The sequence below is a fragment of the Corallococcus macrosporus genome (assembly GCF_017302985.1).
In the GTDB taxonomy this organism is placed as follows: Bacteria; Myxococcota; Myxococcia; order Myxococcales; family Myxococcaceae; genus Corallococcus; species Corallococcus macrosporus_A.
The window spans coordinates 67,310-91,541 of the sequence record NZ_JAFIMU010000005.1; the positions used below are offsets into that span (position 1 = coordinate 67,310).

At 71.1% G+C, this 24,232-nt stretch carries 17 protein-coding genes; 10 read left to right on the forward strand and 7 right to left on the reverse strand.

Features of this window, described 5'->3' with window-relative positions; translation table 11 throughout:
* Nucleotides 1-57: 57 nt before the first annotated feature.
* The gene (gene mxcH / locus JYK02_RS09950) at nt 58-2,586 is read left to right on the forward strand and encodes a TonB-dependent siderophore myxochelin receptor MxcH (RefSeq protein WP_347402462.1); all 2,529 of its coding nucleotides are present in this window, start codon (nt 58-60) and stop codon (nt 2,584-2,586) included.
* 59 nt (nt 2,587-2,645) lie between these two features.
* Nucleotides 2,646-3,941: a hypothetical protein gene (locus JYK02_RS09955; RefSeq protein ID WP_207050667.1), complete on the forward strand. Its 1,296-nt coding sequence runs from the start codon at nt 2,646-2,648 to the stop codon at nt 3,939-3,941.
* A 72-nt stretch (nt 3,942-4,013) separates the two neighbouring features.
* On the opposite strand, the gene JYK02_RS09960 is transcribed toward JYK02_RS09955, so the two are convergent.
* Nucleotides 4,014-6,047: a membrane dipeptidase gene (locus JYK02_RS09960; protein ID WP_207050668.1), complete on the reverse strand. Its 2,034-nt coding sequence runs from the start codon at nt 6,045-6,047 to the stop codon at nt 4,014-4,016.
* Nucleotides 6,048-6,201: 154 nt separating this feature from the next.
* Between JYK02_RS09960 and JYK02_RS09965 the strand changes: the two genes are divergently transcribed.
* Nucleotides 6,202-7,356: a hypothetical protein gene (locus JYK02_RS09965; RefSeq protein WP_207050669.1), complete on the forward strand. Its 1,155-nt coding sequence runs from the start codon at nt 6,202-6,204 to the stop codon at nt 7,354-7,356.
* Here JYK02_RS09965 and JYK02_RS09970 read toward each other — a convergent pair.
* The 4 genes from JYK02_RS09970 to JYK02_RS09985 form a co-directional block, all read right to left on the reverse strand.
* Nucleotides 7,307-10,096 (reverse strand): hypothetical protein, encoded by a 2,790-nt coding sequence (locus tag JYK02_RS09970; RefSeq protein ID WP_207050670.1) that lies wholly within the window; start codon nt 10,094-10,096, stop codon nt 7,307-7,309. The two genes, JYK02_RS09965 and JYK02_RS09970, sit on opposite strands and share 50 nt — an antisense overlap.
* Nucleotides 10,093-12,741 (reverse strand): hypothetical protein, encoded by a 2,649-nt coding sequence (locus tag JYK02_RS09975; protein WP_207050671.1) that lies wholly within the window; start codon nt 12,739-12,741, stop codon nt 10,093-10,095. Before JYK02_RS09975 ends, JYK02_RS09970 begins: the two co-directional genes overlap by 4 nt.
* A gap of 88 nt (nt 12,742-12,829) precedes the next feature.
* Nucleotides 12,830-13,582 (reverse strand): hypothetical protein, encoded by a 753-nt coding sequence (locus JYK02_RS09980; RefSeq protein ID WP_207050672.1) that lies wholly within the window; start codon nt 13,580-13,582, stop codon nt 12,830-12,832.
* Between the two features lie 626 nt (nt 13,583-14,208).
* A complete protein-coding gene (locus tag JYK02_RS09985; protein WP_207050673.1) occupies nt 14,209-14,571 on the reverse strand; it encodes a YciI family protein in 363 nt (120 codons plus the stop codon).
* Nucleotides 14,572-14,756: 185 nt separating this feature from the next.
* Here JYK02_RS09985 and JYK02_RS09990 point away from each other — a divergent pair, with 185 nt between their 5' ends.
* From JYK02_RS09990 to JYK02_RS10020, 7 genes are all read left to right on the forward strand, one after another.
* Nucleotides 14,757-15,995, forward strand: a complete 1,239-nt coding sequence (locus JYK02_RS09990) for an efflux RND transporter periplasmic adaptor subunit (protein WP_207050674.1) — start codon at nt 14,757-14,759, stop codon at nt 15,993-15,995.
* Nucleotides 15,992-16,681 (forward strand): ABC transporter ATP-binding protein, encoded by a 690-nt coding sequence (locus JYK02_RS09995; protein ID WP_207050675.1) that lies wholly within the window; start codon nt 15,992-15,994, stop codon nt 16,679-16,681. The genes JYK02_RS09990 and JYK02_RS09995 overlap by 4 nt, the downstream gene beginning before the upstream one ends.
* Nucleotides 16,678-17,844, forward strand: coding sequence for an FtsX-like permease family protein (locus JYK02_RS10000; protein WP_207050676.1), 1,167 nt, complete (start codon nt 16,678-16,680; stop codon nt 17,842-17,844). The genes JYK02_RS09995 and JYK02_RS10000 overlap by 4 nt, the downstream gene beginning before the upstream one ends.
* 4 nt (nt 17,845-17,848) lie before the next feature.
* Nucleotides 17,849-19,006 carry an ABC transporter permease gene (locus JYK02_RS10005; RefSeq protein ID WP_207050677.1) on the forward strand — a complete coding sequence of 386 codons (1,158 nt, stop codon included), beginning with the start codon at nt 17,849-17,851 and terminating at the stop codon, nt 19,004-19,006.
* Between the two features lie 129 nt (nt 19,007-19,135).
* Nucleotides 19,136-19,840 carry a TVP38/TMEM64 family protein gene (locus JYK02_RS10010; protein ID WP_207050678.1) on the forward strand — a complete coding sequence of 235 codons (705 nt, stop codon included), beginning with the start codon at nt 19,136-19,138 and terminating at the stop codon, nt 19,838-19,840.
* 65 nt (nt 19,841-19,905) lie between these two features.
* Nucleotides 19,906-20,619, forward strand: coding sequence for a phosphoribosyltransferase (locus JYK02_RS10015; RefSeq protein ID WP_207050679.1), 714 nt, complete (start codon nt 19,906-19,908; stop codon nt 20,617-20,619).
* Between the two features lie 122 nt (nt 20,620-20,741).
* Nucleotides 20,742-22,451 carry a DUF4091 domain-containing protein gene (locus tag JYK02_RS10020; protein ID WP_207050680.1) on the forward strand — a complete coding sequence of 570 codons (1,710 nt, stop codon included), beginning with the start codon at nt 20,742-20,744 and terminating at the stop codon, nt 22,449-22,451.
* Between the two features lie 129 nt (nt 22,452-22,580).
* Here JYK02_RS10020 and JYK02_RS10025 read toward each other — a convergent pair whose 3' ends face one another.
* A complete protein-coding gene (locus tag JYK02_RS10025) occupies nt 22,581-23,672 on the reverse strand; it encodes an HAD-IC family P-type ATPase (RefSeq protein WP_207050681.1) in 1,092 nt (363 codons plus the stop codon).
* Between the two features lie 18 nt (nt 23,673-23,690).
* Nucleotides 23,691-24,167 (reverse strand): hypothetical protein, encoded by a 477-nt coding sequence (locus JYK02_RS10030; RefSeq protein ID WP_207050682.1) that lies wholly within the window; start codon nt 24,165-24,167, stop codon nt 23,691-23,693.
* Between the last annotated feature and the right edge of the window lie 65 nt (nt 24,168-24,232).

Consider the following 24,232-nt stretch of genomic DNA (forward strand, 5'->3'; position numbering starts at 1 on the left):
AGAACCATTTTCATAATCGCAATCGAGGCGAAGCGGTGGTGGCGGTCCCGGGCGGGCGTGGCCCTGCTGTCCTCTGTCTGCATCGGCGGCCTCGCTCACGCGGGCACGGCGCAGACGGAGGGCACGGAAGCGACGCCTCCCGCAGCGGAGGCCCCTGCCCCCGCGCCGGCCGAGCCCGTCATCGAGCTGCCGAAGCTGATCCACACCGCGGAGGCCGCCTACCCCGAGGAGGCGGAGCGCGCACAACTGGAGGCGAACGTCCGCCTGCGGCTGCGCGTGGACACGCAGGGCGTGGTGACCCAGGCGGAGGTGATGGAGCCCGTGGGCCACGGCTTCGACGAGGCCGCTCGCACCGCCGCGCTCCAGTTCCGCTTCACGCCCGCGAAGCGCAACGGCGCCCCAGCCCCCGCGCGCGTCACGTACACCTACGTCTTCCAGCTCCCCGGCCGCTCCAGAGCCGTGGCCGCCACGCCCCCCCCCGCGCTGTCGAGCGCACCGAAGGCCGCGGCGTCCCAGGACGAGGCCCCGACGGAGTACCAGGAGGACGTCGAGGTCACCGCCGTGGGCGAGACGCGCGCCGAGCGGCGCCGCAAGTCCGCGGAGGCCGTGCAGGTCATCGAGCTGGAGCAGGCCAGCATGGAGTCCGCCGACCTGGGCACCACGCTGTCGCGCACCGAGGGCGTCGACGTGCGCCGCACGGGCGGCCTGGGCAGCACCGCGCGCATCTCCATCGCGGGCCTGTCGGATGATCAGGTGCGCTTCTTCATCGACGGCGTCCCGCTGGAGTTCGCGGGCTACGGCCCGGGCCTGGCGAACGTGCCGGTGAACCTGGTGCAGCAGCTGGAGGTCTACACCGGCGTGGTGCCCATCCGCTTCGGCGCGGACGTGCTGGGCGGCGCGGTGGAGCTCGTCACCGACCAGGACGTGCGCGGCTCGGCCGTGTCGGGTTCCTACGAGCTGGCCTCCTTCGACACGCACCGCTTCACCGCGAGCGCCCGCCACCTCCAGGAGTCCACGGGCCTGCTGGTGCGCGTGCACGGCTTCTACGACGACGCGCGCAACAACTACCCCGTCAACGTGGAGGTGCCCAACGACCTGGGCAAGCTCGCGCCGGTGGAGGTGCGCCGCTTCCACGACGGCTACCGCGCGGGCGGGGCGAGCCTGGAAGCGGGTTTCGTGGACAAGCCCTGGGCCCGGCGCCTGCTGCTGCGCGGCTTCATCAACGCGGCCGGCCGGGACATCCAGAACGACGTCAACATGGAGTCCCCCTACGGCGAGGTGACCACCGCCGAGGGCTCCGCGGGCGCCACGCTGCGCTTCGCACAGAGCTACGAGCCGGGCCTCACCGTGGACGCCGTGGGCGGGTACACGTTCCGCCGCGCCCGGTTCCTGGACATCGGCACGTGCGCCTACGACTGGTACGGCCGCTGCTTCCTCACCCTGCCCCAGCCGGGAGAGATCACCGAAGGCGGCGCGGAGCGCTACGTCAACCAGCACGTCGCCTTCGCGCGCCTCCAGGCGGCCTGGACGCCCGTTCCCAACGGGGCGCACACCCTGCGGCTCGCGCTTGCTCCCACCTACGTGGCGCGCACGGGCGAGGACCGCCGGCTCCAGGCGAACAACCAGCCGGATCCGCTCAACGGGGACCGGGGCGTGACCTCGCTGGTGACGGGCCTGGAGTACCAGTTCGACGCCTTCGACGGACGGCTGCAGAACATCGCCTTCGGGAAGGACTACCTCCAGGACGTGCGGGCGGAGAAGCTGCTGGCCAGCGCGGAGTTCATGGACGTGGGCCGCACCGCGCACGAGCTGGGCGTGGGCGACAGCCTGCGCTTCCGCATCACCCCCGACCTCACCGCCAAGGCGTCCTACGAGTGGGCGACGCGGCTGCCCCGCCCGGATGAAATCTTCGGCGACGGGCTGCTCGTCGACGACAACCTGGAGCTCCAGCCGGAGACCAGCCACAACTTCAACCTGGGCCTGAGCTACGCGTCCGAGCCCGGCCGCGCCGGCAGCTTCCGCGCCAACGTGGGCGGCTTCGCCCGCCTGGCGGATCAGCTCATCGTCCTCATCGGCAACGGCAGCTACTTCACCTACCAGAACGTCTTCGCGTCCCGCTCGCTGGGCGCGCTGGGCGGCGTGGGCTGGACGTCGCCGGGCCGCTACCTGAGCCTGGACGGCAACGCCACGTACCAGGACCTGCGCAACACCTCCTCCGAAGGCACCTACGCGGAGTTCGAGGGACAGCGCATCCCCAACCGTCCCTACCTGACGGCCAACGGCAGCGCGCAGGCGCGGGTGACCGACCTGCTCCGCTTCCAGGACGAGCTGCTCGTCACCTGGCGCACGCGCTACGTGGACGACTTCCTCCTCTCCTGGGAGGAGCTGGGCAGCGACGAGTCGAAGCTGCGCGTCGACTCCCAGCTCACGCACTCGCTGGCGCTCACGTACGTCATCCGCGACATGACGACGCGGCTGAGCTGGACGCTGGACTTCCAGAACGTCACCAACGCCCGGACCTTCGACTTCTACGGGGTCCAGCGCCCCGGGCGGATCATCGCCGCCAAGTTCACGCTGGAGCGCTGAGCGCCGCGCTCTTCCCGTCCTTCGCAGCACCTCCCACACCCCACTGAAAGGGAAGTCCCTTGAAGCCTTCACCCTTCTTCCGTACCTCCGCGCGCCTGCTGGTGACGCTCGCCCTCGCCTTCACCGCGGCGGCCTGTAGCGACGACGACGACAACAACACGCCGGACTCCGGCACGTCCGTCGACGCGGGCACCGATGCGGGCACGGACACCGACGCGGGGACGGACGCTGGGACGCCGCCGCCGATGTACGCGTTCGTCGCGCAGGTGAACGTGGACAGCGTGTCCACGAGCTACATCGTCCTGACGGAGACGCTGGATCCGGCCACGCCGCTGTCGCTGACCAACGCCACGCAGATCAACGGCCGCGCGCTGGGCTCCGGCATCTCCAAGTCCGGCTCCATCTTCGTGTCCAGCAGCGCCAACGGCACCGTCACCCGCTACAACCTGACGGCCAACAACACGCTGGAGAAGGCCGGCGAGGTCAGCTTCGCGGGCAAGGGCGTCACCACCATCGGCGAGTACCAGAACCAGTTCCAGTACGTCTCCGAGACCAAGGCCTATTACTTCGACGGCCGCAACTCGCAGGTCATCGTCTGGAACCCGAAGGACATGACGCTGACGAACAGCATCTCGCTGCCGGACATGACCCTCAGCGGGAGCACGACGACCTTCGCCTCCAACCCGCTGCGCGTGGGCACCAAGGTGCTGATCCCGCTGGGCTGGCGCGCGGGCGCCGCCGTCACGAAGCAGGCGGGCATCATCGTGGTGGACACCGCGACCGACAGCGCGGTGGTGGTGCGCGACGACCGCTGCGGCTACGTGCGTGACGGCATCGTGGGCACCGACGGCAAGGTGTACCTGGCGACGGAGGCGTACGGCGCCGCGGAGAAGCGCGTGTCCGGCACCAACCCCACCGTGCCCACCCCCTGCCTCCTGAAGTTCGACCCGGCGACGAACAAGTACGACCTGGACTTCTTCAAGGAGCTGAGCGCGTTGACGAACGGCGGCGCCACGGGCTCGCTGCTCGCCGGCCCCAACGGCACGGGCTACCTGCGCGTGCTGGACGAGACGCTGTACCCGGTCCAGGCGGACACGGTCGCCCGCACCCTGGCGAGCGCCGTGGCCTGGAAGTGGTGGAAGTTCGACCCGGCCGCCGGCACCAACGCGACGCTGGTGGACACGCTGCCGGCCAGCACGGGCAGCTCGTTCCTGTACGAGATGAACGGCCGCACGGTGTTCAGCGAGTTCACCAACAACAGCGGCACCACGAACTACCGCGAGCTGACGGACCTGAGCGGCAACCTGGTGGCCACGCACCAGGGCCTGTCCTTCTCGTTCCTGCAGCTGCGCTAGTCGGCCTGGCCTCTTGAAGCAATCGGCCCCCGGGATCCGTTGGTTCCCGGGGGCCGTTTCATTGCGGGCGGCTCAGGTGCACATCAGCCAGGAGCACTTGCCGGACTGGCACTCACGGCCGGAAGAACAGAGCGAGCCCTTGGGCCGCTTGTTCACACACTTGCCGTCGTTGGTGCCCCAGCCGCAGAACTGGTTCGAGGCGCAGTGCGAGTCCGAGGAGCAGGTGCAGACGCCCGGGATGTCACCGCAGTCGTCCAGGGCGCTGCACAGGCTGGACTTGCACTCCGCGTCGAAGCGGCACGTCTCCGACACCAGCTTGGTGCTGGGGGCGTAGGCCTTGCCGCAGATCTTCGGGAACGCCGCCTCGCGGGTGGCCTTGGGGACGTAGGCCGCGACGCCGCCCGTGTCGATGTCATTGGCCGCGTCCGCCATGCCGGCGCGGGTGCTGTTGGCGCGCTCCCACATCCGGATGAAGTTCTCCGAGGAGCCCTCCAGGCCCGTGGTGTTGACGCCCAGCTGCTTCAGGTCCTTCACCACGTCCGGCAGCAGGCCCACGTGGGCCAGGCCGTACACGTCGAAGTCGGTGCCCAGCGGCGGCGGGCCGGAGGTGCGCTGCTGCTCCTCCTGCGCGTCGGCCTCCGCGCGGAAGCCCGCCGAGCACGCGCCGAAGTCACCGAAGCGCGGGCGCGTCTGCTGGATGAAGCCGTTCAGGTCCGCGCCGAAGCCCATGTTGACCTTGAGGCCCTGGCGGCCGAACTCGTACGCCTGCGCGAGCGAGCGCGTGGAGCCCTGGCAGGTGTTGGCCACGGTGGTGCGCGTGTACGCGCGCGTCTCGTCATGCGCGGTGCGCAGGCCGAACATGCCGCCCGTCTGGCGCACGTAGCGGACCACCCACGACGGCGTCGTCTTCTCGTTGGCGGCGAGGTCCGGGTTCATCACCTCGCGGAAGTGGCCGTGGGAGATGAACAGCGGGTAGTACGTCCGCCCCTGGGACAGGGCATACGCGTCCTGGACGCTCTTCTCGGACATGTGGGCCATGTCGATGAGCATGCCCTTGTTCATCATCTCCTGGACCAGCGCCTTGCCGTCCGCGGTGAGGCCCTTGGTGTTCTTGCAGTTGGCGTCCACGTCGAAGCCGAGCGTGAAGCCGTTGCCGGTGAGGCCGCAGTCCGTGTCGATGTGACAGTTCTCCAGGAACTGGGCCACCTGGAAGATGGCGTTGTGCGGGGCCGCGCCACCAAAGCGGTTGTCCAGCTGGTGCACCGGCTGCAACGAGCGCACGCCCAGCGAGTAGACACGGTTCAGCTCCGCGCGCCAGTCCTTGGTGCCGAAGAGCTTGCTGGACTCGATGGAGAGCACCATCGCGAGCTTGCCCTGCGAGATGATCTGCCGGGCATGCGCGGGCGACAGGGCGATCTCCGCCCAGTCCGTGCGCGCGTCGAAGTCGCGGGCCATCTGGAGCTGGACGTCCACGTCCATCATCTCGTCACAGGGCCGCTTGAGGTTCTGGTACGGCAGCGCCTTGCAGAGGAACTCGTTGCTGACCAGCGACACCATGACCAGGGACATGCCGCCCTGGCGGGCCTTGTTCAGCGAGCCCTCCCACGCCTGCTGATGCGCGATGGTGTCCCAGCGCGGCCACTGCGTGGGCGTCTCCATGCGGCCCAGGTGCAGGCCGGTGTCGCCCTCCGTGCCCTCCACCTGGCCAATCACCTCCGACGCCACCGCGCCGCCCACGCCGAAGACGTCGGACAGGATGGGGATGCCGCCCAGGTTCACGCTGCCGGAGTTGGGACAGATGTTGAGCATGTCGCGCAGGTCCATGCGGACGCGCGCGTGGTCGCTCTCCGGCATGCCGCCGTCACAGCTCGTGAGCGTGCCGGTGTGGCTGCCGTGAAACCACCCGCCGCCGAAGGCTTCTTCCGCGAACATGTGGTGGTGCATCTCCGCGAAGCCGCTCACCGCGAGCGGCTGGGCCACCTGGGCGGGTTCATCAGCGGGCATGGGCGGCGCGTCTTCAACGGGCCCACAGGCCAGCGCGAGCGAGGTGGCCGCCAGCAGCGGTGAGTACAGGAATCTTGAGACAATTCGGGAGCGACGCGACATGCGATGCACCTTTCCGGGTGGAGGTGCAGCGGGCGTATCAGCACCTGTTCCGGCTAATCAAATCTTGCTGTCTAAGCGCGGTGACGCATGACATTGACGCACTGCGCGGCCCGGGTGGGTTGTCAGGTGCTCGCACCGTGGTCATGTGTCCCTCATGGCGGCCATCGACACGCTCCCCGACGCTCCGCTGCCGGAGCTGCTGAAGCGCGTGGGCTTCCGGCGGCGGCGGCGGGGGTTTGGCTCGGCCACCCAGCTGCTCTGGAACAGGGTGGAGAGCAACGCCTCGCTCCTCGCGCTGTGCCGGATCCGCGAAGGCCTCACCGCCGAGGACGAAGCCATCCTGAAGCAGTGCCAGGAGAAGCTGGACGCCGCGCGGTGGTGCCTGGACAAGCCCACCGGGCGCTGGTCCTTCTCCTTCTGGGAGCTCATCCACGAGGTGGACGGGCTGCTCCTGCTCGTGATGCCCGCGTCCATGCTGGTGCCCCGGGCGCTGGAGATCCAACAGCAGTTCGAGCGCCGGGTGACGGACGCCGCGCGGGCCGGGCTCTGGCTTGGCGCGGACAAGGCGAGCGGCCCCCTGCCCCGGTGCGTGCGCCGGCTTGCCCGCGTGGACGAGCCCGGGAGCGGAGCCGCCGCCCCACCGCCCCTCGACACGGACTCCTCCCGCTACTGCCGCAGCGTGCTCCGCGGGGCGCTCGACAGCGTCAACCAGCAGGTGGACAAGACGTTCTGGCAGCTCTCCATCAACGTCTCGCTGCAGGTCTTCAGCACGCTGCTGTTGCTGGCGGTCTTCGTCCTCGCCTTCCTGATTCTCTCCCCCGCGATGATCCAGACCTGGCCCCGGGACCTGGTGCCCTGGGGGCTGGTGCTGGTGGGCTTCGCGGGCGCGTCGGGGGCCATCGTCTCCAACATGCTGTCGAAGGAGCGCTTCGTCGTCGCCACGGGGGCGACGGGCCGCTTCTTCGCCTACCACCTGCTGGTGAAGCCCGTCATCGGCGCGTTCGCGGCGCTGATGCTCCTCTTCCTGGAGCAGTCCCGCATGCTGCTGTCGGTGGACACGCGGGCCGGGAGCATGTCCGGGGACACCAGCGCGGCCATCCTCCACATCGTCGTGAGCGACAACCAGGCCGTGTTCTTCACGCTGATGGCGCTGGCGGTGGTCGCGGGCTGGTCCGCGGACAAGCTCCTGAGCTCCATCATGGACAGGGTGCTGGGCAGGCTCCTGGGCCAGTCGGAGAAGGTGCTGCCTCCGTCCAGTCCTACGGCCCCGGCGCCGGGGCCTCGGGGTGGCGCACGGCCCGCCGGGTGAAGCGGGCCAGCGCGTCCAGCAGCGCGTCCGCCATGTGCAAGGCATTGGGCCGCCACGGGGCGGTGAAGCGCGCGTCCATGCTCGTCTGGCGGATGGTGGACAGCCACTCGTGCACCACCCGCTCGGAATAGCCCGCGCTGCGCGCCGCCTCGTGCAGCAGGGAGTATTCGCGCAGGAGGAAGGTGGAGAACGTGACGGGGTCGTCCGCGCCCACGGCGATGGGCACCGGCGGCGGCGCGTCCTCTTCCGCGCGCGGTGGATTGAGCCGCAGGATGGGATGGTTGCGCAAATCCAGCAGGTTGCCGATGAGCAGGTTGCTGGACGGGTTCACCTCCACCACCGTCCCGCGCGCGCCCACGTACCGGCGCATCGCGTCCTGGACCGACCGCAGCGCGCCCACCTCCGACGCATCCAGGGGGATGTCCACCAGCTGCTGCCCGCGCTTGAACACGCGCTCGTCCTCCCGGTACGCCACGAGGAGGCCGCGGACGTGCTCGGCGTTGAGGACCCGGCTCCAGTTCAGCCGGTGGAAGGTTCGGCTGAAGGCATCCAGCCCCACACCGCCCTCCTCGCGCGCCAGCGGTGGGCACCAGAGGTTGTGCAGCACGTGGTGCGCTTCGGCCAGCACGTGTGGCGCGACGCAGTCTCCGAAGACGGACTCGGACAGCTCGCGCAGCTGGTTCTCCACCCGCTGCGTCCGTCCGGGTGGCGCCTCCGCGGCCAGCGCTGGCGGCAGCCGGTAGTCGCCGTACAGCCGCCACTCGAAGACCAGGTCCCACAGCCGGTCCTCGGCGGGCATCATCACCGCGCCCACGGACTCCGCCCACATGCCGGGTTCCACGCCCAGCGCGGTGGCGTGTCCCAGCCGTCCTCCCGTGCGGTCCAGCAGGTAGTGCACGCTCTCGTAGATGCGGCGCAGGCCCTCCATGAGGTGCCGGAAGTCCTCGCCCACGTGCGACGTCAGCCGGAGCGGCGGCGCGTTCCGCGACTCCCGCTTCGTCGCGGCGCGCGCGGCGCCCCACCGCACGTAGCGGTACAGCGGCGCCAGCACCCACGTGGGCACGCTCAGCTCGTCCGACGCCACGTCCAGTCCCCGCACCAGCCAGAGCGACAGCGGCACCGCTCGCAGCAGGTCCACCAGCGCCTCCACCTGCACCGACTGCGCGGCGAAGTAGTCGGAGAACCGGCCGCCCAGCCGCACCCGTCCCTCGGGCACCGGCTCCGCGTACGTCCCCATGCCGTGCGCGGGCGGCTGGCCCTGCGTCCAGTGCCGCGCCGGATCCCGCGCCTTGATCAGGTGCATCACCACGCCGAACTCCGGCGGGCGGCCTCCGACGGAGCGCTCCCCCGTGCGGCCCAGCACGCCCCGCCACGACCGCGTGAGGGAGGCCAGCTCCTCGGCGATGTTCACGGGATCATTCGCCAGGCTCGTGCGGACCTCCAGCGCGGCGATGGGTTGTTCCCCTCCGGCCACGGAGTAGGACACCTCCGCGCGCACGGCGCGCAGGGGGCGCTTCATCAAGCCCGGCCGCCCATAGAAGCGGATGAACCACTGGAGCCCCGCGGTCAGGGGGCGCTGCACGTAGGCGCGGTAGCTGAGGCACCGCACGCGCTGGACCTGCCAGAAGAGGCGGTCGAAGTGCACGTCGTGGAGGCCCGCGTGCTCCAGGCTCGCCAGGTGCTTGAGGCCCGCGCGCACCAGCCAGCGCTCCCCTCCATTGGGGGTGCTCAGCCGGAGCCGCGACGCGATGGGGTCGCACCGCCGCCACACCTCGTCGAGCGTGCCGGGAGGATCGGACACGTTGCCGGCGGCCAGCGGATGCAGGTCCTCGTAGAGGCCGCGCAGCTCGTCCAGCGCGGGGAGGATCGCCCGGCGTCCCCGGGAGAGCGCCTCCAGCGTCCGGGAGAGCACGCGCCGCCGCTGCGGCACCCACGCCTGGGACTCCGACAGGCCCTGCACGAACTCCAGGAGCGGAGGTGTCTCGCGGCGCAGGAGTACCTCCGCGAGGACGCAGCGGGTCACCCCGGCCGCGATCAGCCAGCGCAGCATCACCTCCGCGTCATCGAAGGGCAGCCCCGGCCCCGCCAGCATGCGCGGATCCAGCCCCGGGTCGCCCACGGCGGACAGCAGCGACGCCCACAGGAGCGGGAAGTCCATGCCCGCGCCGACGTGGTGGTGGACCTCCGCCACGCCGCGGTCCAGCAGGTGGCGCACCAGCAGGGGCGGTTCGATGTCCACCCGCGTGGGAGGAGGTTCCACCGGCACGGCCGCGAGCAACAGGTCCTCCGGCATCGCGAAGGTGAGCCAGCGGTAGTGCGTCAACGCCTCCACCGCCTCCGCGCCCGTGCCCTGGAAGATGGCGGTGACGCCGGGCCGGCGCTCCAGGTGGGTGTCCGCCAGGTGCCGCAGGTAGTGGAGCATCGACACGCCCTGGCGCGGAGCCCGCCGGTTGCGGATGTGCCCCCGCGAGGGAAACCAGAACGCGTCGCGCACGGCGATGATCCGGTCCAACGACCAGCCGCTGGCGTGCTCCGACAGGGTCTTCTCGCAGTCGCGCCAGAGCTCCCGCGTGGGTCCGCCGGCCTCCGCGTCCAGCGACGGCACCAGCTCCGTCACCGCCGAGCGGAAGGCCCCCAGGCTCGTCAGCGGGAAGCAGGCCACCTCCGCGCGCACGTAGGCCTCCGGGACGCGGCGCGGGGCCAGGTTGCCCGGTGGTGGAGTCGGGCCCTCGCGGCTCACGTGCGCTCTTCGGTGGACGGGGAGTCCCTGCGGGGCGGTATGCCCAGCACCACCGCCTCCAGCGGATCACCGTCGTGGTCCACGACCGCGAACCAGTCATCCACCACGGCGTCGAGCCAGTCGTAGTAGGTGTCCGACGCGCGCTCGCGGCCCGCGCCGGGCCCCTGACGAAGCGACTCGGCCGCGCTGGAGCGGCTCACCGCGTCGCGCACCCGCTGGTGCCGGAAGGCGACCAGCCGGGACACCTGGGTGCGCCAGTCCTTCATCAGGGTGTCCCAACCTCCCTCCGCGCGGGCCTGTCCCGGTGGCTGGCACAGCAGGCCTCGCGCATCAGGAGCGAGCGCGAGCTCCGGCAGCACCTGGAGGGGCAGCGTGGTGCGCAGCCAGACCTGCGCCGTCCAGAGCCGGTCATACCCCGCGCTTTGCTCGCGGATCCGCGTGACGAGCTCCGCCACCCCATCGCGCACCCGCTGCTCATAGGGCTCCAGCGCGGCGTCCAGCCGTGGGCTCCGCAGCGCGGACACAGCGCCCCGCTGGGTGTCTCCCCAGTCCCACCGGCCCAGCGCCAGCCCGGCCACGGAGCAGATGTTCTCCACCCACGCGGCCTGGATGAAGCGGGCGCGTGATGCGGCATCCCTTCCGTCGCTCGCGGTGAGGAACGCCTTGGAGATCCGCACGAGGAACGCGCGCCACTGCGCGGTGAGGACGGCGAACTCGATGAAGGTGTTCCAGGAGGGAGGCGTCCACCAGAAGCCGGCCTGGATGAACGGCTCTCCATGCGCGTGATCCACCCAGAGCTCGTGCATGGTCACGACCATCTCCGGGCTCATCTCCAGGGGCGTCACGTCCGCGCTCAGCACGCGGGGGCGCTCAAAGAGCATCAGCACGTCGTGCAGGACCATGAACCAGCCGGCGACGTTCGCGGGCAGGGGCGCCTCGCGGCCGGTGCCCTCCGGATCCTCCAGCACCAGCACCACGTCGTGGAAGCGGCGCAGGTGCACCTCCGTGCCCAGCACCCAGGCGTGCGCGCCCGTCCCGTCGCCCCCCCGGGCGCGGGGCGGTCCCTGCAGGACGCCATGGAGGCTGGTGCGCTTGGAGCGGTGGATGGGCTTGCCCGTCAGGTCCAGACAGACGCGGCCCTGGTCGTCCTGCCGGAGGATGCGGTGGTGCAGCTGCTCGCTGGCCCAGGCCGGCAGGTCGCTCTCGTCGATGGCGTTGCGAAGCATCTCCGTGGCCACCCGGACCGCGGGCTCGCCCTGCTCCGGAGCGCTGGCGCCGGGGCTGGGGGCGGCGGAGCACAGGACCTCACGCCGCACGGCATGCCAGAGATCCTGCAAGGTCCGCGCGGGCAGTGTGAGGGCGAGCCGTCCCGCGTGGGTGAGGAGCAGCTCGCCCGAGTGCGCCTGCGCTTCGTGGGCCTCCGTGCCGTCGGTGCGGAGGGCTTCCTGGTAGCAGCGCGCCACGTCGGGCGTGAGCCGGCCTTCCAGGTCGAAGAGGTCGGCGAAGGAGTCCAGCACCTGGGACTCCGTCCGCTTGCCGCGCGGCAGCTTCAACTTCCGCAGGAGTGAACCCAACGGCTCTCCCTGGCCGTCCAGAGGGAAGCGCCACGCCTCGTGGGGCTCCACCGGATCCAGCGCGATGCGGTAGCTGGGAGGCAGCGCGCGGCGCAGCGTGGTGGCGGCCTGACGCCGGGCGATGGCGAGCGACTCCTCCTGGCCGTGCGAGCCGATGCCGGCCTGTCCGGAGACGATGAGCTCTCTCTGGAAGGAGCGCTCCATGAAGCGCTGGAACTCCTGATGTCCGGCGGCCAGGACGAACCAGAGGTGGCGGCTGGCCACCATGCGCGTGAGCTTCACGATGTTGTAGAGGTGCTCGATGCTGCGGTCCACGTTGTCGATGGGCAGCACGAGCAGCACCTGGTCCCCGCCGGACGCGCCGAAGCGCGGCATGGACAGCGTCCGGGCCACGTCCTCCATGGCGTCGGCGAAGCGTGGCTGGAAGTTGGCGTAGATCTCCGACGCGCGGATCTGCTGCTCCGCGCGCACGCGGGCATCGGTGGTGGACGGGATGTCCTCCCACATGAACGACGCGTCGCGGATGAGGTGATCCAGCTTCCCCCACGTCTCCTCCGCGCCCTCCTCCAGGATGGAGGTGGCCCACCTGCCGGACTCCCCGCGCGAGCCCTTCGCGTGGCGGGGATGGTCCAGCGCGGCCCGCACGCGGACCAGCAGCGTGGCCAGCAGGTTGGCCTGGGATGGGACGGGCTCCAGGTCCAGCGGCTCCAACCAGAGGATGCGCCGTTCGAGCCGTTCGAGCGTCCGTGACAGCGCGGCCACCTCGGGGCCGCCCGGTCCACCGACGAAACGCTTCCAGTCCTGCAGCGCCTGCACGGCGCTGAGCAGGAGCGTGGTCTTCCCGCAGCCCCGGGCGCCGGAGACCAGCAGGCTGGTGGAGAGGTGTTCGGTGCTGGTGCCCGCCGCGTTGGCGCCGTCCTCGCAGGCGGCCTCCAGCCAGGAGAACAGCTCCCGGAGGCCCCGCTGGGTGGGGGTCAGCAGCTCGGCCCACGCGAAGGCCCGCGCCTCCGGGAGGGGGGTGGGCAGGTACGGCGTTCCCGCCTCCGGGGCATCTTTCGGGATCGTGGCCATGGCCCCGGAGGATGGGTGGGGGACACGGCCCTGCGAATCACCCTGGAGTCAGGTGCGGTGTCGCATGGTGGAAGCAGGGTGGTGGCTCTCAGGCCCAGTCGCCGGAACGATGGCTGGTCTGTCTTCTATCATGGGGGGTTTCATGTCGCCCCTCGCCTCGGCCAATGCACCACGCAAAGCAACTATACTCCGGCAAGCAGGTGGACATGAACGTCCGCGCCAGGCTCCAAGCCGTGGGAATATATTCGCCTGATTCCAATGGCTCGTCCTGGCGCGCACAGAGAACACTGGCCTGGCGCTCGACGTCGGTTCTCTCAACGAAGCCAGTAACGCCATCACCCAGCAGCCATGTGCGCGGAAGGGTAGTGACCCCGAGAACTCCATCCAACCCAAGCTTGCGCAACATTTCTCCGATATGGCGAAAAACATCGGGATGTCTGGCGACACGCCGATATGCCCCAATTGCTCCGGCATCACAGGAGTATTCCAGCGGAGCATCAAAGGGCTCATCCAGACTGCACGCCGACAATGCCCACCTCGCCGGCACAAACTCAACTGCCGCAGCGCGGTTCATGGGGGTCACTGAAGTCGTGAGCGCCCTTTGCCCTGACGACAGCACATCAGGGGTTTCAAGCATGAACTCCTCGGTGCCCACCTCATGATGCCGATGCAGCAAAAGGAGACCCAAATCACCATCAACACCGTGCGTGGCCGCGATATGCCTTGCGTGCTCAAAGGCCACCGAGAAGCACTGCCAGTTCCCTACCAGAAGGTCAAAAGCATCCCCAACCACAGGAAGTGACCTGTAGACATGCCTGTCAAACCCCTCTGGACGACTCATCTCGACTCCCTTCAACGACAACGCTGAACACGAGCATCGACATGCGCAAACCGCCTCAGGAGCAACCACCCGGCCAGCCGTAGGCATATGCCCGGCTGACGTGGCTGACCGAAGTGTCGCCACGTGGCTTCGCCTGCGCGCGGGAATACCGACGCGAGCCCTGCCGCGCCAGGGAGACGGAGCGAGCACCCGTCCGGACAGGACTTGCCAGCCGCCCCACGACTCATGAGCTTTCATCGAATCGAGGCGCGCTGCTTCACGGCTGCTCGCGCGCTCTCATGGGGTGAGGCCATGCCGAGTTCGAATTATTGGTTGTCGTTGGCCGCTCAATTGTCCAGGCGGGGGGCCTCTCCGTCACTGACGGGCTTCGCCATGCAACACGCCGAGGAGCGCGCGAAGGAGGAAGCCGAGGCGCGCAAGCAACAGGCGGAGTTCTTCCGCGCCCAGGACAGGAAGCGGCGGGAGTCGGCGAAGAAGCCAAAGTAGCGCGGAGGAGGAGTGCTCCTCCAGCGCCGCGTTGGCCCGCCGCTGCTGCGCCTCGCGCTCACGCTGGAACCGCTAGTCGGTCAGGGGGCACGGGTGCGAGCCGGTTCTGTGGACATCCACGGTGTGGTGGACGGAGCACCCTACGGGTCGTAGCAGGGACCGGTCTGACGCACTTCGACGGTGGACCACTCCGCGGCGGGGCACTGCGTGGCCAGTTCCACCGCCTCCTCGCGCGTCTTCACGTCGATGAGGAAGAAGCCGCCGATGATCTCCTTGGACTCCGTGAACGGCCCGTCCTTGAAGCTCAGTTTCCCTTCGCGCCGCTCCACCCGGATGCCCTCTTCATCCGAACGCAAGGAGTCCGCCGCCATGAGGATGCCGCGCTCCTGGAGCATCGCCCCGAAGCCCAACATCCGCTTCATCCGGTCCTCCGAGACGCGCTTCTCTTCCGCCGTCTGGGATTTCCCCCCCATGGTCTGCCTCACCACCAGCATGTACGACATGGTCTGCTCCTTGTTGGGGCGCAGCCTATGCCATGGGTCCGACGCGGCCACCACATGGAGGCGCGGCCTTCGAGGGCCGCGCGGTAGCGGGGGCGCGGCGGCGAGCGGCGCCCCGCTCGTGGCACCTCGCGTCCCACCGCCCTACCCTCACCTTCGAAGGCCCGGGGTCCTGGCCGGGAGGAGCCGTGACCGACGCACCGTCACAGACGGCATTGAGCGCCCTGCGCATCGACCGCTCCGCCGCTCCCATGAGGCGACGGCGCTGGCTGCGCTGGCTCATCCCCGCGGCGCTCCTGCTCGCGGGGGTCCTTGCAATCGCGGGCGCGGTGGCACGCCGCCCGCCCACCGTGCGCGTCGCGGAGGTGCGCGAGCCGCTCCCCGGGGAGCAGCAGACGGAGCTGTCCGCCTCCGGCTATGTGGACTCGCGGCGCCGCTCGGTCATCGCGCCGCTCATCGCCGGCCAGCTCGTGGAGGTCTCCGTGGAGGAGGGAGAGCCCGTGCGGCGGGGGCAGGTGATTGCACGGCTGGATGACCGGGACGCCCGCGTGGTGCTGGACCGCGCGGAGGCGGAGGTGCAGGCCGCCGGGGCGCGGCTCGCCGCCTCCGAGGCCCAGGCCGTCAACGCCGATCGCACCACCGAGCGCACGCGCAACCTCGCGCGGCAGGGCGCCGTCGCGCGGGCCCAGTTGCTCGACGTGGAGACCGCGGGCCGCGCCACGCGGGAGTCCCTCAACCTGGCCCGGGCGCAGCTGGCCGTCGCCCGCCGGGCACGCGAGGCGGCCCGCCTCCAGCTCGCGCACACCGTGGTGCGAGCGCCGTTCGACGGCACCGTGTCGAAGAAGCTCGCGAACGAGGGCGCGGTGCTCGCGCCGGCCGCCCTCACGGGCACCAACCTGGGCGGCATCGTCGAGTTGGTGGACCTCCAGGCCCTGGAGGTGGAAGCCGAGGTCAGCGAGGAGCAGCTGTCGCGCATCCGCACCGGCCAGCCCGCGCTCATCTTCCTGGACGCCCTGCCCGAGCGCGCCTTCCCCGGCCAGGTGGCCACGGTGCGCCCCGCCATCGACCGCTCCAAGGCCACCGCCACCGTGCTGGTGCGCTTCCAGTCCGTCCCCCGGGGCGCCCTGCCGGACATGGGCGCCAAGGTTTCCTTCCTGCGCCAGCCGCTGCCACCGGACGCGCTGGACGCCCACGGCCAGCCCCCGCGCGTGCCCGCCAGCGCGGTGGTGCACGACAGCGGGGGCGACGCCGTGTGGGTGGTGAAGGACGGGCGGCTCGCGCGCCAGCCGGTGCGCGTGGCCGGGCGCGTGGGTGAGGAGGTGTCCCTCGCGCAGGGGCCGCGCGCGGGCACCCAGGTGGTGGTGGCCCCGGACCCGAAGCGCCTTCGCGACGGCCGGCGCGTGAAGGTGGAGACGGGGGGCGGATGAGCCAGGACGCGCGGCCAGTCCCCATGGTGCGCCTCCAGGGCGTGTCCAAGACGTACCGGCGCGGCACGGTGGAGGTGCCCGTGCTGGCGGCGGTGGACCTGACCATCGACACCGGCGCCTTCGAGGCCTTCATGGGCCCGTCCGGCTCCGGCAAGTCCACGCTGCTCAACCTCATCTCCGGATTGGACAAGCCCACCACCGGCACCGCCGAGGTGGCCGGCCGCGACCTGGCACAGATGGACGACCGCGAGCTGAGCGACTGGCGCGCCGCCCACGTGGGCTTCGTCTTCCAGCTGTACAACCTCATCCCCGTGCTCACCGCGGCGGAGAACGTGGAGCTGCCGCTGCTGCTCACGCCGCTGACGCGCGGGGAGCGGCGCCGGCACGTGGCCGCCGCGCTGGAGCTCGTGGGCCTGCCCCACCGCGTGGGCCACCGCCCGCCGCAGCTCTCCGGCGGTGAGCAGCAGCGGGTGGCCATCGCCCGCGCCATCGTGTCCGACCCGGACCTCATCATCGCGGACGAGCCCACGGGGGACCTGGACCGCAAGGCCGCGGAGGCCGTGCTGGACCTCTTCGGCGTGCTCCACCGCGAGCTGCACAAGACGCTCGTCATGGTGACGCACGACCCGCACGCCGCGGAGCGCGCCGGGCGCGTGCACCACCTGGACAAGGGGGTGCTCCAGTGAACTACGTGGGACTGGCGGGAAGGGACCTGCTGCGCAACCCGCTGCGGCTGACGCTGACCATCCTCGCGGGCGCGGTGGGCGTGACGGCCTTCATCTTCCTGAGCACCGTCGTCGACATCTTCTATTACAACGCGCGGGCCGCGCAGGTGGACCGGCTCATCGTCCGCAACAAGGTGTCCTTCACCCAGCCCCTGCCGCTGTCGTACTACGCGCGCATCGCCGCGCTGCCGGGCGTCACCGCCGTCACCCACCAGGAGTGGTTCGGCGGCACGCTGGGGGACACACAGAAGGACTTCTTCGCCAACTTCGCCATCGACCCGCGCACCTTCCTGGAGGTCTTCCCGGAGTTCGTCGTCCCGCCCCAGCAGCTGGCCGCCTTCCGCGGCGACCCGTGCGGCGCGCTCGTGGGGGAGCAGCTGGCCCGGCGCTTCGGGTGGAAGGCGGGGGACCGCGTGACGCTCAAGGGGCAGATCTACCCCGGCGACTGGACGTTCAACGTGCACGGCGTCTACACCGGCGCGCGGCCCGGCGTGGACACCACCGCGCTGGTGTTCGGCTACCGCTGCCTCAACGAGAGCGACCGGCTGACGGAGGGGCGCAAGGACCAGGTGGGCATCTACGCGGTGCGCGTGGACGACCCCGCGCGCTCGGCCGGGGTGGCGGCGGCCATCGACCACCTGTTCGACAACAGCCCCTACCCGACGAAGACGGAGAGCGAGAAGGCCTTCCAGCTGGGCTTCGTGGCCATGTCCTCGGCCATCGTCACCGCGGTGCGGGTGGTGTCCTCCGTCATCCTGCTCATCATCCTGCTCGTCATCGGCAACACGCTGGCCATGGGGGTGCGCGAGCGCACCCGGGACATCGCCACCCTGCGCGCCATGGGCTTCCGCCCGCGCACCGTGGTGGCGCTGGTGCTGGCCGAGTCCTCCGTCATCGGCCTGTGCTCGGCGGTGCTGGGCGTGACGGCGGCGCCGGTGCTGGTGGGCGCCTTCACGAAGCTCATCGCCTCGCGGTTCGGCCCCATGCCGGACCACCTCACGCGCGGCCACACGCTCTGGGTCTCCGCGCTCGCGGCGGTGGCGGTGGCCCTGCTGGCGGGCGTGGGGCCGGCGCTGCGCGCGGTGCGGCTACCGGTGGCGGAAGGCCTGCGGAAGGTGGCCTGAAGCGATGGTGCCGCTCTTCTACAACACGCGCAGCCTGTGGGCGCGGCGGCTGTCCACGGGCCTCACGGTGGTGGGGCTGGGGCTGGTCGTCTTCGTCTTCTCCGCGGTGCTGATGCTGGCCAACGGCATCGAGTCCGCGCTCGCGTCCGGCGGAGACGCGTCCAACGTCGTCGTGCTGCGCAAGGGCGCCACCAGCGAGCTGGTCAGCGGCGTGGAGCGGGACGCGGTGCGCATCCTCACCACGGACCCGCGGGTGGCCTCCGGGCCGGACGGCAGGCCGCTGGTGGCCGGGGAGCGGGTGGTGCTGGTGACGCTGCCCAGCGGCCGCACGCAGGCCATGAACACCACCGCGCGAGGCATCAGCGCGGAGAGCTTCGAGGCGCGGCCGGAGATCCAGCTCATCTCCGGGCGCAGGCCCCGGCCGGGCACCAACGAGGTGGTGCTGGGCCGCGCGCTCGTGGGCACCTCGCCGGACGCGACGCCTGGCGGGGAGCTGCGCTTCGCCCAGCAGCGCTGGCCGGTGGTGGGCGTCTTCGCCGCCCGGGGCGGGGCCTTCGAGTCCGAAATCTGGGCAGACGCCATGCGCCTGGGGACGGCCTTCGGGCGCGAGGACTTCAGCTCCGCGGTGGTGCGGCTGCGCTCGCCCGCGGAGGTGGACGCCTTCGTGAAGCGCCTGGATGCCAACCCGCGCTTCACGCTGGAGGGCAAGCCGGAGCCAACGTACTGGGCGGATCAGGCCAGCGGGCTGGCCACGTTCATCCGCGTGCTGGGCCTCTTCGTGTCCTTCGTCTTCAGCCTGGGCGCGGTGCTGGGGGCGATGATCACCATGTACGCCCAGGTGGCGACGCGCGTCGCGGAGCTGGGGATGCTGCGCGCGGTGGGCTTCCGCCGGCGCAGCGTGCTGGCCAGCGTGGTGGTGGAGTCCGCCCTGCTGGGTGCGGCCGGCGGCGTGCTGGGGGCCCTGGCGGCGCTGGCCACGCGGTGGATCCACATCCGCACGCTCAACTTCCAGACGTTCGCGGCGGTGAGCTTCGGCTTCTCCCCCACCCCGGCCATCCTGCTGGGCGCGCTGCTGTTCGGCACGGGGATGGGGCTTCTCGGGGGGCTGCTGCCCGCGCTGCGCGCCGCGCGGCTGTCCATCCTGGACGCGCTGCGCGCCTGAGCGCCGGGGCGGTGCGCTGTCCGCCAGCGGAAGGCCGCCCCCGCTCCCGGCACGGCTTCACGCTCGCGGGCGGCCTGCCCAGCTTTCCGCTCCGGTCTTCCAGGAGCGGCGGGAGCGCGGGACGTCCCATTGAATGCCTCCCCCCCACCGCAGGACGGGCGTCATGGGCTTCCGGCCGCGTGGGGGCGGGCGTTCGTTCTGGCACTGCTGCTCGCCGGCCTCGCGCTGCTCGCCTCCTCGGAGGCGTTCCAGTCCCTGCTGCGCCGGGGCCTCGACGCGGCCGCGCCCGTCATCTCCGCGCATCCCTTCTGGGGCGCCGTGCTCTTCGTCCTGCTCTCCGCGCTGTCCGCGCTGCTGGCCTTCTTCTCCAGCGCGCTGCTGCTGCCGGTGGCGCTCCAGGCCTGGGGCAAGGCGGTCTGCGCGCTCCTGCTCTGGGCGGGCTGGATGCTGGGCGGCGCGTGCGCGTATGGCATGGCCCGCGCCTGGGGCAGGCCCGTCATCCGCAGGCTCACCTCCGCCAGCCTGCTGGCCCGTTACGAGGAGCGCATCTCCCGGCGCACCCCCTTTGGCGTGGTGCTCCTCTTCCAGCTCGCCGTCCCCTCTGAAATCCCGGGGTACGTGCTCGGCCTCGCGCGCTATGGCCTGCGCCGCTACCTGGCCGTGCTCGCCCTGGCGGAGCTGCCCTACGCGGTGGGCACGGTCTACCTGGGCGCCAGCGTCCTGGAGCAGCGCACGTCCGTGCTGCTGGGCCTGGGCGCGGCCGGCATCCTCGCCGGCCTGTGGGCCTTCCACCTGCTGCGCAAGCGACTCGGCGCGCGGCCGCCCTCCGGTTGACGGCGGCGAGCCGACGGGTGGACAGACCTCCCGGGCGTGCTTCTCCTGATTCAAAGGGGCACACCATGTACTTCGAGGACCGGGTGGATGCGGGCCGGCGGCTCGCGCGAAGGCTGCAGGAGGGCGGATACACCGGCGAGGACACCGTCGTCGTGGGACTGCCCCGGGGCGGGGTTCCCGTCGCCTACGAGGTGGCGGCGGCGCTGGGCGCTCCGCTGGACGTCTGCATCGTGCGCAAGGTGGGCGCGCCGAGCTACCCGGAGCTGGGCCTGGGGGCGGTGGCGGAGGGAGGCGTCGTGTCCCTCAACCGGCAGCTGATGGACGAGATGGACGTCACGGAGGACGACCTCCGCGGGCCCATCCGCCAGAAGGCCCGGGAAGTGGAGGAACGCGTCGCGCGCTTCCGCCAGGGCTCGGCGCCGCCGCGACGGGAGGGACAGTGCATCATCCTCGTCGATGACGACATCGCGACGGGGGCCACCATCCGGGCGGCCCTCCAGGTGCTGCGCGCGTGGAAGCCCGCGCGCCTCGTCCTCGCCGTCCCCGTGGCGGACACCTTGACGCTCAACGGGCTGAGGCCGCTGGTGGATGACGTGGTGTGCGCGTTCTCCACGCGTGAGCTGTGCTCGATTGGCCAGTGGTACGCCGACTTCCGCCAGGTGCCCGACGAGGAGGTGACGGACCTGCTGGCGGCGGCGCGGAGCACCTTCGCGCGGCGCCCCTCGCCCGCCACCGGCGCTGGCCACCCCGAACCGCCGCGGGGCATGGGCCCGGCGTGAGCGGGGCATGACGCCGGGCGGAGCGTTGCCGGCAGTGGATGGCGCCGGTGTCGAGCGCCAGACGGGCCCTGGCCCCCCAGGGAGATTGCCGCAATCCCTCTCAACGCCCAGCCTTGCATGTCATGCAATCCATCAAATGGGCGTTGGCGTGTCTGTTGTTGGGATGGAGTCAGGTGGCGGCGGCGCACCCGTCGCGTCCGGCCGTCTGGGCCGAGAGCGCGATGGTGAAGGTGCGCCCGGAGACGCCTCCACGCTGCCAGCGGTCCATCTCGCTGACCGTAGCGCGCAACGAGTTCGCGTCCTTCCAGGTGGTGCTTCACGGAGGCACGACAGGCCTGCGGGGCGTGAGCGCCGTCCTGCCGGAGCTGCGCGCGGGGCGCTCGCGCATCCAGGGCGGGGACGTGCTGCTCTATCGGGAGGCGTTCCTGGACATCACCACGCCCACGCCTCCGGGGACGACGCCCGGGCGGTGGCCGGACGGCCTGGTGCCGGACGTCGACGAGGTGGTGGGCGAGAAGCGTCTGGCCTTCCCCTTCGACGTGCCCGCGGGCGAGGCCCGTGCCGTCTGGGTGGACGTGCACGTGCCGTCCAACGCTCGCCCCGGAAACTACCGGGGCACCGTGACGGTGAGAGGTGAAGGCTTCACTTCGCGGGTGGAGGTGCGCCTCCAGGTGGTGGACGCCGTCCTGCCGAGCACCTCCTCCCTGCGCAGCGCCTTCCTGCTCTGGCCGCCCCACGTGTGCCGCGCCTTCACGGGAGATCCGGTGTGCCCCGTGGACACGCAGGTGCGGCTCCTGAAGCTGTTCCACCGGATGGCGCTGGAGCACCGCCTCACGCTGGCGAGCGCCTTCCCCCGGGAGGTGAACCTGCCCACGTGGGACCTGCCGGACTACGAGACGTTCAATGAGCGCTGGGGGCCGTTCCTCGACGGCACCGCCCCCAACCGGCTGAACGGTGCGCGCATGACGGCCTTGCAGTACCTGGGGCCAGCCAACGGCGCGTCCCTGACGGAGTTCCAGACGGAGGCGGAGGCGCGCGGCTGGCTGTCGCGCTCCTTCGACTACGTGGGGGACGAGCCGCCCTATGGCACCAGCTGGGAGGCCGTGGCGGCCCGCGCGGAGCTCACCCGCACGGCGGCCCCGCTTCTGCGCACGCTGCTGACCAGCACCGTCACCGAGCTGGAAGCCCACGGGCTGCTGGAGGAGATCGACATCATCACCGTGCTGGTGAACTTCATCGACGGCACCCAGCCGCCCTACGTGGGCAACCAGCGCCCGAAGTACAACGACTTCCTCGCCCAGCCCAACCGCGAGCTGTGGCTGTACCAGAGCTGCGCGAGCCACGGCTGCGTCGCGAGTGAGCCGCCGCCTCCGGAGAACGTCCCAGGCCAGGGCTGGCCCTCGTACATGGTGGACCGCTCGGCGGCCAAGGCGCGCGGCATGCAATGGCTGGACTTCATCAACGGCGCGAGCGGGGAGCTGTACTACCAGACGGTGGGCCTGCTCTACACCGCGTGGACGACGCAGTTCCGCTTCAATGGCAACGGCGACGGCACGCTCTTCTACCCGGGGCTGCCCTCCATCATCGGCGGCACCACCGAGATTCCCCTGCCCTCGCTGCGCATGAAGCTCATCCGCCAGGGCATGCAGGACTACGAATGGCTGAAGCTGGTGAGTGACGCGGGCGATCCGGCGTACGCGCGCGCGGTGGCCCGGAAGCTCATCCCGCACGCCTGGGCGGTCCCCGACGACGGCGAGGCGTTCGAGCATGCGCGGCGGCTGCTCATCCGCCGCTATCTGCAACTGTGCCGGAACCGGGCCACGCCCCCGTGAAGGGTCCTCATGGACGCGCTCCACGTCCTTCGCGCAGGGGCCGCCCTCCCCCAGTTCTTCCCGCGGGAGCCCGGCTCATGCGTCCTTGATCTCGATGCCGGTGGGGCGAGGGAGCCGGGGCGGCGGTGGTCACGGCGGGCTCCTTCCAGGGTCCTGTGACGGGAATCTGCGCAGGGGCGCGGACGGCCCCATCGCCCCGGGGGGCTGCACCGCGCGGCCTGGAATCCCCCGCCCGCCACGCTGGCGCCGCCGGACCCAGGCCTTGCGTCCCTCCTCCAGCACCAGCATCCCCGCCGCGAACGGCAGCACGAAGAGCCACGCCGCGGCGGGCACGGGCGCCGTGGCGAAGACGCGCTGGCCCCACGGCGTGTAGAGGATGAAGGCGAGCAGCAGCAGCTCCACCGCCACGCCCACGAACAGCAGAGGGTTGTCGCGCAGCCGCACGGAGAAGGTGGGCGCGCGCTCCGTGCGGCACAGGAGCACGTTGCACACCTGCATCACGACGATGGCGCCCAGGCACGCGGCCATCGCCTGCGCGTGCAGCGGCGCGTTCCACGCCAGCGGCTCACCGTAGCGCCAGCCGCCGCGCGATAGGACGAAGAAGAAGGCGGCCATCCCCGCCGCGGCCTCCATCACGCCGAGGAAGAGGTAGGCACGCAGCAGCAGCGGCGCGTCCAGCAGCCGCTTGCGGAAGTCCGACGGCGGCTGCTGCATCACCCGCGCGTGGGGCGGTTCGGCGCCCAGTGCCAGCGCCGGCAGCATGTCCGTGCCCAGGTCCACCGCGAGGATCTGCAGGATGCTCAGCGGCAGGGGGATGCGCAGCAGCACGAAGGCCAGGTAGGGGACGAGCTCCGGGACGTTCGAGGTGAGGATGTACGTGAGGAACTTGCGGATGTTGGAGTAGACGGCGCGCCCCTCCTCCACCGCGGCGACGATGCTGGCGAAGTGGTCGTCCGCGAGCACCACGTCCGCGGCCTCGCGCGCAACGTCCGTCCCCGACCGGCCCATGGCGATGCCGATGTGCGCCTCCTTCAGGGCTGGCGCGTCGTTCACGCCGTCGCCGGTGACGGCCACCACCTCGCGCTTGCGCTTGAGCGCCATCACCACGCGCCGCTTGTCCACCGGCGCCACGCGGGCGAAGAGCACCTCGGGTGCCTCCAGCGCGATCTGCAGCTGCGTGTCCGACAGCCGCCGCAGCACCGTGAGGTGATGGATCTTCATGGGCCCGCGCGTGGGGCACTACATGCGGGTCCGGATGGATGCATACACCTCGTGGACGGTCGCCTCCTCCGGAGTGAGGTCCCCCACGGTCACGACGAGGAGGTTGCGCCGGGCACCGGAGACGAGCGCGAGGTCCCAGTCACAGGTCGTTCCGTCGGAGCAGGTGCCCACGCCCTCGGCATGGGTCTGCATCAGGGTGTTGACCCGCCGGGCTTCGGGCTCGCTCGTCAGGCGCGCATCGCGCAGCTGCCCGCCCATCTCCCGGGTGACGTCCGCCACCAGGTCCCCCGTCGAGCGGATGTCCGTCACCATGAAGACCATGGAGAGCTGCGCACCCGGGCCGGTGGCGATGAGCACGTCACCGTCCTGGGCCGCGGACCACGACTCTGGCAGCGCGATGGTCAGCCCCGTCTCCCGATGGACGATGTCCCCCGCGAATGCCGGAGCAGCGAGCAGGCCCGGCATGAGCAGCAGGGAGACGAGGAACCGGCGCATGACGGCCTCCACGAATGGCTTCCCGTCAGAGATGGGAATGGCGGCCGCGGGACACAAGACATCCC

Excerpts from the sequence above, each read along its gene's own strand:
- JYK02_RS09960 (WP_207050668.1), bottom strand. The coding sequence starts at position 6,047 with ATGTCGCGTCGCTCCCGAATTGTCTCAAGATTCCTGTACTCACCGCTG.
- JYK02_RS09965 (WP_207050669.1), top strand. The coding sequence starts at position 6,202 with ATGGCGGCCATCGACACGCTCCCCGACGCTCCGCTGCCGGAGCTGCTG.
- JYK02_RS09975 (WP_207050671.1), bottom strand. The coding sequence starts at position 12,741 with ATGGCCACGATCCCGAAAGATGCCCCGGAGGCGGGAACGCCGTACCTG.
- JYK02_RS09980 (WP_207050672.1), bottom strand. The coding sequence starts at position 13,582 with ATGAGTCGTCCAGAGGGGTTTGACAGGCATGTCTACAGGTCACTTCCT.
- JYK02_RS09985 (WP_207050673.1), bottom strand. The coding sequence starts at position 14,571 with ATGTCGTACATGCTGGTGGTGAGGCAGACCATGGGGGGGAAATCCCAG.
- JYK02_RS09995 (WP_207050675.1), top strand. The coding sequence starts at position 15,992 with ATGAGCCAGGACGCGCGGCCAGTCCCCATGGTGCGCCTCCAGGGCGTG.
- JYK02_RS10005 (WP_207050677.1), top strand. The coding sequence starts at position 17,849 with ATGGTGCCGCTCTTCTACAACACGCGCAGCCTGTGGGCGCGGCGGCTG.
- JYK02_RS10015 (WP_207050679.1), top strand. The coding sequence starts at position 19,906 with ATGTACTTCGAGGACCGGGTGGATGCGGGCCGGCGGCTCGCGCGAAGG.
- JYK02_RS10020 (WP_207050680.1), top strand. The coding sequence starts at position 20,742 with ATGCAATCCATCAAATGGGCGTTGGCGTGTCTGTTGTTGGGATGGAGT.
- JYK02_RS10025 (WP_207050681.1), bottom strand. The coding sequence starts at position 23,672 with ATGAAGATCCATCACCTCACGGTGCTGCGGCGGCTGTCGGACACGCAG.
- JYK02_RS10030 (WP_207050682.1), bottom strand. The coding sequence starts at position 24,167 with ATGCGCCGGTTCCTCGTCTCCCTGCTGCTCATGCCGGGCCTGCTCGCT.